This window comes from Flavobacterium sp., assembly GCF_031363805.1.
Classification (GTDB): domain Bacteria; phylum Bacteroidota; class Bacteroidia; order Flavobacteriales; family Flavobacteriaceae; genus Flavobacterium.
Genome location: NZ_JANLVD010000233.1, coordinates 1 through 7,849 on the forward strand (window position 1 = coordinate 1; position 7,849 = coordinate 7,849).

Annotated in this window: 5 protein-coding genes; all 5 read left to right on the plus strand. The window is 31.2% G+C overall.

Annotated features, from left to right (window positions below; all coding sequences use genetic code 11):
- Nucleotides 1-2,925 (plus strand): hypothetical protein (locus RMN92_RS12160; protein ID WP_309609710.1); only part of this gene is annotated, 2,925 nt, incomplete at its 5' end.
- Nucleotides 2,926-2,986: 61 nt separating this feature from the next.
- Nucleotides 2,987-3,595 carry a hypothetical protein gene (locus RMN92_RS12165; RefSeq protein WP_309609711.1) on the plus strand — a complete coding sequence of 203 codons (609 nt, stop codon included), beginning with the start codon at nucleotides 2,987-2,989 and terminating at the stop codon, nucleotides 3,593-3,595.
- Nucleotides 3,596-3,757: 162 nt separating this feature from the next.
- Entirely contained in the window at nucleotides 3,758-5,608 is a 1,851-nt protein-coding gene (locus RMN92_RS12170) for a type VI secretion system tip protein VgrG (protein ID WP_309609712.1), read from the plus strand.
- A gap of 2 nt (nucleotides 5,609-5,610) precedes the next feature.
- On the plus strand, nucleotides 5,611-7,059 hold the full coding sequence (locus RMN92_RS12175) for a hypothetical protein (protein WP_309609713.1): 1,449 nt from the start codon (nucleotides 5,611-5,613) through the stop codon (nucleotides 7,057-7,059).
- Nucleotide 7,060: 1 nt separating this feature from the next.
- Nucleotides 7,061-7,744 (plus strand): hypothetical protein, encoded by a 684-nt coding sequence (locus RMN92_RS12180; RefSeq protein ID WP_309609714.1) that lies wholly within the window; start codon nucleotides 7,061-7,063, stop codon nucleotides 7,742-7,744.
- Nucleotides 7,745-7,849: the final 105 nt, after the last annotated feature.

The following is a 7,849-nucleotide window of genomic DNA, read 5'->3' on the forward strand; positions in this document are numbered from 1 at the left end:
CAAATTACTGGGAAATTATCAGATAAAATAAGCTTGCGCGCTTCTATACAAGATAGCAATATTCCTTTGCAAGAAGGTGGTTATTCTCAAAAATTGGATGAGTTTGATCAAATATTTATTGAACTTTTTGGCAACAATTGGAATGTTCGTGCTGGCGATTTATTTCTTGAAAACAGGAAATCACGATTTTTAAATTTCAACAAAAAAGTACAAGGTCTTGCAACACAATTGACTTTTGGAAGGCCTGAAAACAAAACCACCGTTTATGCCTCGGCTGCTTTGGTACGCGGACAATATGCAAAAAGTAATTTTGTAGGTCAGGAAGGCAACCAAGGACCGTACAAACTTATTGGACCAAATGGTCAGTTGTTTATACTTGTTATTTCTGGATCAGAAAGGGTTTTTGCAAATGGAGTTTTATTGCAACGGGGCGAAAACAATCAATATATGATAGATTATAATGCAGGTGAAATTATTTTCACTTCATTATATCCAATTACATCCGAAATGCGAATAACGATTGAATACCAATATTCAGACAGGAATTATAGTCGGTTTGTAACTTATGCTGGTGCAAATCATGAGCAAGAAAAGTGGAGTCTTGGAGGTTATTTATATTCTGAAAATGATGTAAAAAGCCAGCCATTGCAGCAAAGTTTGTCAGTTGATCAAGCCTTAATATTGAATTCTGCTGGCGATAATCTAGAATTGATGAATGCGCCATCAGCCATTTCGGACACTTATTCTGAAAATAAAATTTTATACAAAAAAACAATAATTAACAGTGTGGAAATTTTCGAATTTTCGAACAATCCGTTGGATGTCTTGTTCAATGTTAAATTTACTTCTGTAGGTAATAATTTGGGAAATTATATTGTGTCGAGTACCATTTCCAATGGACGCATTTTTAAATATGTTGAACCCATTGCCGGAGTTTTGCAAGGCAATTATGAGCCGAAAATTAAATTAATTGCGCCAACCAAACTTCAAATTGCAACAATTTTAGGAAAATACAACCCAACCGATAAAACACTCCTCGATTTTGAAATGGGTTTAAGTAACAATGACCAAAATTTATTTTCTCCAATAGATGATAGTAATAATAAGGGATTGGCTGGAAAAGTAAATGTCAAACAAAGATTATTTTCAAAAAAATGGCAAATTGATGCCGTTGGAAATTATCAATTTACTCAGAAAAATTTTAAAACAATTGAACGTTTGTTTTCTATTGAATTTGATAGAGATTGGAATTTAAATGAGAAATTATTTGGAAATCAAAGTTTCCTAACGGCTGCTATTTTATTCACATTGCCCGAAAAATCAAGTTGGAAATACCAATATGAAAACTTGAATTTTTCGGATGGCTTTTTAGGAAATAGGCATATTGCTTCTGGATTTTTTAAATTTAAAAATTGGATTTTTTCAAATAACAATAGTTTGCTAAAAAGTGAAGGGAATTTGGCAACATCAAAATTTTTAAGAAGTCAGCTGTTAACAAAATATAATTTTAATAAAAATTGGGTTGGTGGCAGTTTTAGGCACGAAAATAACCAAGAAAAAATTAAATTGACCAATCAATTTTCTAGTTTGAGTCAGCGATTTTCAGAAATTGGGGCTTTTGTTGGACGTGGCGATTCCACGAAAGTTTATATAGAATTAGGCTATCTTCACAGAGCAAATGATAGTTTGCTTTTGGGAGAATTGAGACGCGTGAATGTTTCAAATTCATACTATTTAAAATCTAAACTTGTTCAAAATGAAAAAACCGATTTATCATTATTTATTAATTATAGAAATTTAAAATTTGAAGATCCTGTTTTGGCAAACGAGCCTTCATTAAACTCAAGATTGCTTTATAATGATAAGTTTTTCAAACAATTTATTCAAACCACAGTAGCTTACGAAACTACTTCAGGAAGTATTCCACAGCAACAATTTAGTTTTTTGGAAGTAGAAGCTGGTCAAGGAATATTTGCTTGGAACGATTATAATGGAAATGGAATTCAAGAAATTCAGGAATTTGAAGTTTCGCCTTTTCCAGATAAAGCCAAGTATGTAAAAATATTTTTACCAAATCAAATATTTATAAAAACCCATCAGAATAAATTTTCGCAATCTGTGACTTTGAATCCATCACAATGGCAGAATGAAAAAGGTTTTAAGAAAATTATGTCTCTTTTTTACAATCAAACTTCATATTTAATTGAAAGAAAAATTAAAAGACAACAAGATAATTTCGACTTGAATCCATTTTCAAACAAAACCGATGACTTATTGGGTTTGAATGCGAGTATTCGAAATAGTCTATTTTTCAATCGTGGCAAACAAAATCATTCTGTAACATACACTTATGTAACCAATAAATTAACCAGTTTTCAATCCTCTGGTGCACAAGAAAGCAATAATATTTCACATCAATTGCAATACAATCATCTTTTAAAAAAATACTGGCTTTTCAATTTCACAGTACAATCTTTAAATACTTCTGTAAATTCAGAAAATTATCAATCAAGAAATTTTGAAATTAAAGGCAAACAGCTCGAATCAAAAATTTCTTATTTGTTTGATAAAAATACCAGTTTAGATTTGTTTTATGAATATCAAAATAAAAATAATGTATTAGGAGATTTAGAGTCGCTAAAGCAAAATAAACTAGGAACTTCTTTCAACTTCGCGAGTGAAAAAAAGTTGATATTAAATGGCGAGTTTTCTATGCTTAATAATAATTTCAAAGGATTGGATTTTTCACCTGTAGCTTTTCAAATACTAGAGGGATTGCAATCTGGAAAAAATTTAACTTGGCGATTGCTTATTCAAAAAAATCTAACCCAATTTTTAGATATCAATATTAATTATCAAGGTAGGAAAAGTGAAAATATTAAAACAATCCATACAGGAAATATACAATTGAGAGCATATTTTTAAATTTTTAATACTAATTAATAAAAAATTATTACATTTATGTATTAATAAAATCAATATAAAAATGAAAAAACTATTATTACTATGCATGATTTTTGTTTTCTCCAATAGCTTTTACGCGCAAGAGACAGAAACAAAACCCAAAAAAGCAAAGACGACAAAAACTATTACTGCAAAAGAAAAGGCAGAAAAAGCAGCATTAGCTAAAGAAAAAGCAGCTGCGAAAAAATTAGCCGCAAAAGAAAAAGCGACTGCAAAAAAGGAGGAAGCCAAATCTAAAAAAGTAGCTAAAGCAAAAGAAAACAAATTGGATAAGGCTACAAAAGCCACATCTAAGGCAGAGCCAAAAGCAAAAGCTCCGAAAGTGGTAACCAAAAAAGTGGAGGAAAAACTTCCAAAAAGTAAAAAAGAAACTGCAACTTCAAAAGTTAAAACAACCAAAGATGAGGTAGCGGTTGAAAAAGAAGTTAAATCGAAAAAAGTTTCTCCAACAAAAGTTACAGAAACAAAAATTTCAAAACCTACAGTAAAAAAAGAAAGAGCTTCAACTGAAAAAGCACCTGCAAAAGCAGATAAAGTAACAGGTGAATACAATGGAAAAAAAGTATACACAGGTCCAAGAGGCGGAAGATATTACATTAATAAAAATGGGAATAAAACCTATATTGACTAAAAGTATAATTCTTAATTAAAATAAAGGCTTCGCAATTGCGAAGCCTTTATTTTAGAAAAACAAATATTTAACAAAATACACGGTTAAACCATAAAATTTTTCTGCCAAACTCCATATATTTATAGGTTAATTACAATTAAACAAAACTAAACAATTAATACAATGGCAATAAGCACGACTACCTCAATTCAAATTGAAGGCGAGACTTTAACTCGTTTCTCAAAACTAACCATTACACAAACCTTAAACGCACACCACGAGTTTACCATTTTGCAACCACTGCCCAAAGAATTTGTAAATCAAGCTATCGAAAAAAGTCAGAGCTACATTGGGCAATCCATCAAAATAGAAATAAAGCCGAATAATTTGGCTACAGAATCGCCCCTGTTGTTCTACGGAATTATAACCAATGCCAAATTGGTTCGTGAAAATGGTTCAGCAGGAATGATTCAAATATCTGGTTTTTCGCCGACCATTGCGATGCAGAATCAGCCTAAAAATAAATCCTATTCAAACAAATCATTGTCTGATATTATTCAGGAAATAACAAACCAATTTCCTCAAAGAGAGCTTAAACCAACGATAAATCTTAAAGACAATCCTACATTACCTTATACCGTGCAGTATAACGAAAGCGATTTTACTTTTCTTTGCCGATTGGCAGAAAAAAAAGCAGAATGGTTTTATTATAATGGGGAAAATTTAATATTTGGAAAACCACAGTCAAAAACATTCACTTTAGAATATGGTCGTTCATTGGAGCGTTTCGATATCGAAATGAACGCCAAACCATTAAATTTTGAATTTACTGGCTACGATCCAAGTACTGCCGAAACTCAAAAAGCAAACGCTACAGAAATCAATTACCAAACGCAAGGCTACTCGAAACAAATTTACGATTCATCCAAAAAATTATTTCCAGACCAGTCCAATACTTTGTATTCAAACCCAATGCAGGAAGGAAATTCTCGCACCCATTTGGTCGATAGAGTCACCACACAATTACAATCGCAAACCGCCAATTTAATCATTGCCACAGGAGTAAGTGATGAAACTGGACTTCGTATTGGCGATGTGGTTTCTATTCACGAATCAGCTTTTACCATGACTGGCAACCCACAAGATGGCGTTCAAGAACAAAATTTCGGAAGTTACACCATCACAAATATTACGCATACTTGCGATGAAAGTTCATATCATAACGCATTCAATGCCATTCCCGAAAGTTCACTTTGCCCGCCTTATGGCAATGTATTGGCAGTGCCAATTGCGACCACGCAACCCGCAACGGTTATGGATAACAACGACCCAAAAGGTTTAGGAAGAATACAAGTACAAATGGCATGGCAAAAAAACAATTCAGAAAGTACGCCTTGGATTCGTATGACAAACCCACACGCAGGTGGCGGAAAAGGAATGTATTTTATACCAGAAATTGGCGAAGAAGTATTGATAGCTTTTGAAGCTGACAATGCCGAAAAACCTTTTGTATTGGGCACAATGTACAACGGAAATGAAAGCTCAGGATATAATACCGAAGGCAACGACCAGAAAGTAATACAAACCAGAAGCGGTTGCAAAATTTTAATTAATGATGCAATAGGTTCGATATTTTTGGAAGACCCGAGCGGGAATACATGGCTGATGGATGGGAAGGGAAATATCAATGTCAATGCACCGAATGATTTTACGGTAAATGCTGGTAAAAACATTAGTTTTACAGCTGGAATGAATATAAATTCTTCTGCCACTTTAAATATTTCAGAAAATGCTGGGGTTGATAAATCTACTTCTATTGGTATGATGCATAATTTATTTGTGGGTGGAAATAGCATCGTAAACGTATCGGGAAATGTAATGGAAAATATAAATGGAGATAAAGAAATAAATACCGAAAAAGAAATGACTTTTAACAGTCAAAAAGGGATGCAATATTCCTCTGATGGAGAAATACAAAAGCATTCCCAAAAAGAAGTTAAACTAAATAGTGCTGAAAAATCTAAATTGTTTTAATTATGTCTTATATATCAAATGTTGGTGGTAAATTAACTGTAACGGCAAAGGGAAATATAAAATCATACGCTAAAGAAAACATTGAAATTAATTCTGCCAAAACCATAAGTATAAAAGGAGTTAAGAAAGGTGTTAGTTTTGGAAAGCCTAAAATGATTCCAGTGTATGTTGATGACAGATGTATGGTTAGTTTTAGACCTAAAGACAATTGGAACGGAAATAATTATGGATTTGATTGGGTTAGAACTGGCGATACAAAAATCAAAGGTGATACTTATTATAAAAATATTATTGGCAAATATGGTAGTGTATATGCTTCACAAGGAGGTGTACTTGCACAAAGTGATGATGAATTTAAAAAATTAATGTCTAAATTTAATCCTCATAAATTTTATATTAAAGATAAATCCGGGAAAAAGAAAGCCTTTAATTACTGCGTTCCGTGGCTTAGTTTATATCCACAAAATGAAACTAAATTAGTTAAACAAAAAGATGGTACGAGTATATCAACAAATATTAAGACATCTTACAAAAATATAACTGCTGTACTAAGAACAGTAATACACATTGATAAAAAACCAGAAATACTTGAACTAGATTACGACAAAACACTGTTTTTAATCAAAAACCCTGCATTTCCATTGGCAATTGGAACACATGAAATCGAAATGACTATTACTTGTTTAAAAGAATTTAATAAAGACCAACCTGTAAAAGTTATTGCAACTTACAAAGATGCTAAAGGAGTTCTTGAAAAATCATTGGCTGGCAAATTAAATGTGTTAAAGAACAAAGATAGGTACAAAGTTGATGTGCTTTTTGTAAATGTATGGACAAACATAGATGGTACAAAAAATCCAAAAAAAGGTGAGCCAGTAGGAAGAGCTAATGAATTAAAAAAATATCTAAATCAGGGATTAGTAAACCCAAAATTCGAAACGGTAGCATTAAAACTAGATACTGATATTGATCCAGTAACAAAAAAAGTTACAAACAGAAAGACAAATTTCAAAAATAAGTCAATGGCTGTTGGCACAGGACCTCATGCAAACATACCAAATGGCGGAATAGATGATATTTATTTATTTTTAAATCAAGAACTGTATAAATCTTATGATAAGGCAAAGTATCAAAATCATTTTAAAATCTATTTTGTAAACGAAAATGCTGGAGGACTTTATGGCAAAGGTAGATCTATTGATAAAAAAGATGATTTCAGAACAATTTTAGTTTATGCTATTGGATTTGCAGATAGTACAGTAGCTCATGAAACATTACACTCTATGGGTTTATATCATTCTTTTGATAATAATAGTGATTTTACATTCAAAATAAACGAAACAGATAATATTATGGATTATTCAGACACAGTTACACCACCAATCCCTGTAATAAGCTTGTATCATTGGCAATGGAATAAAATATGGGATAGAGCAACTAAAGAAATATAATATGAAAACATCAATATTAATTTGTTTGGTTTTAACACTTACTAATTGTAAACCACAAAACAAAGAGGAAAAACAAACAGTTGAAAAAATTAAACATTACGAAATGCAAAATAAACACGAATATAATAATTTAACAAATAGTGAATTTGAAAAATTTGATATTAACCGCTTTGATAAAAATAAGAATGAATCAGAAGATTATGTATACTTTTTAAATAATGGAACAAGAGTCCGAGAATTTGGAGATAAAGAAAGCGGTTATTTCAGTCAAGAGACTCCTAAAAATTCTTTATTTACAGTTAGTAAAGGCTTTTATCCGAATGCAAATATAAAACATAAAGGACCTTCTTTTAAAGATACCTGCGAAATAGGTATTTGGTATGAATACGATGAAAAAGGGAAGTTAATTAGTGAAACGGATTTAGATAAGCCTTATAAAATAAACTTTAAAGATATTATTGAGTTTCTAAAAAAAAATGAAGCTGATTATAACTCTTATTTGAGCGTTAATAGAAATTATGTTGAAAAGACAAAAAAAGGAACTTGGGAATTATATTACAGAGGTAAATATAAAGAAAATGAAGGAATGTTAATTGTTACTATTGATGATCAATCAAGTGAAATTGAACAAGTAATCAAAATTACTGGGAAGCATGGTGAAAAAGAAATTATTTTTAAAAAGTAATTGATGTTAAAAAAAATAACAACCCTAGTATATTTAATGCTTTGCATTTCTTGTATTAGTCAAAATACATTAGCAGATAAAAAATATAAAGCAGAAGTTAGTGCG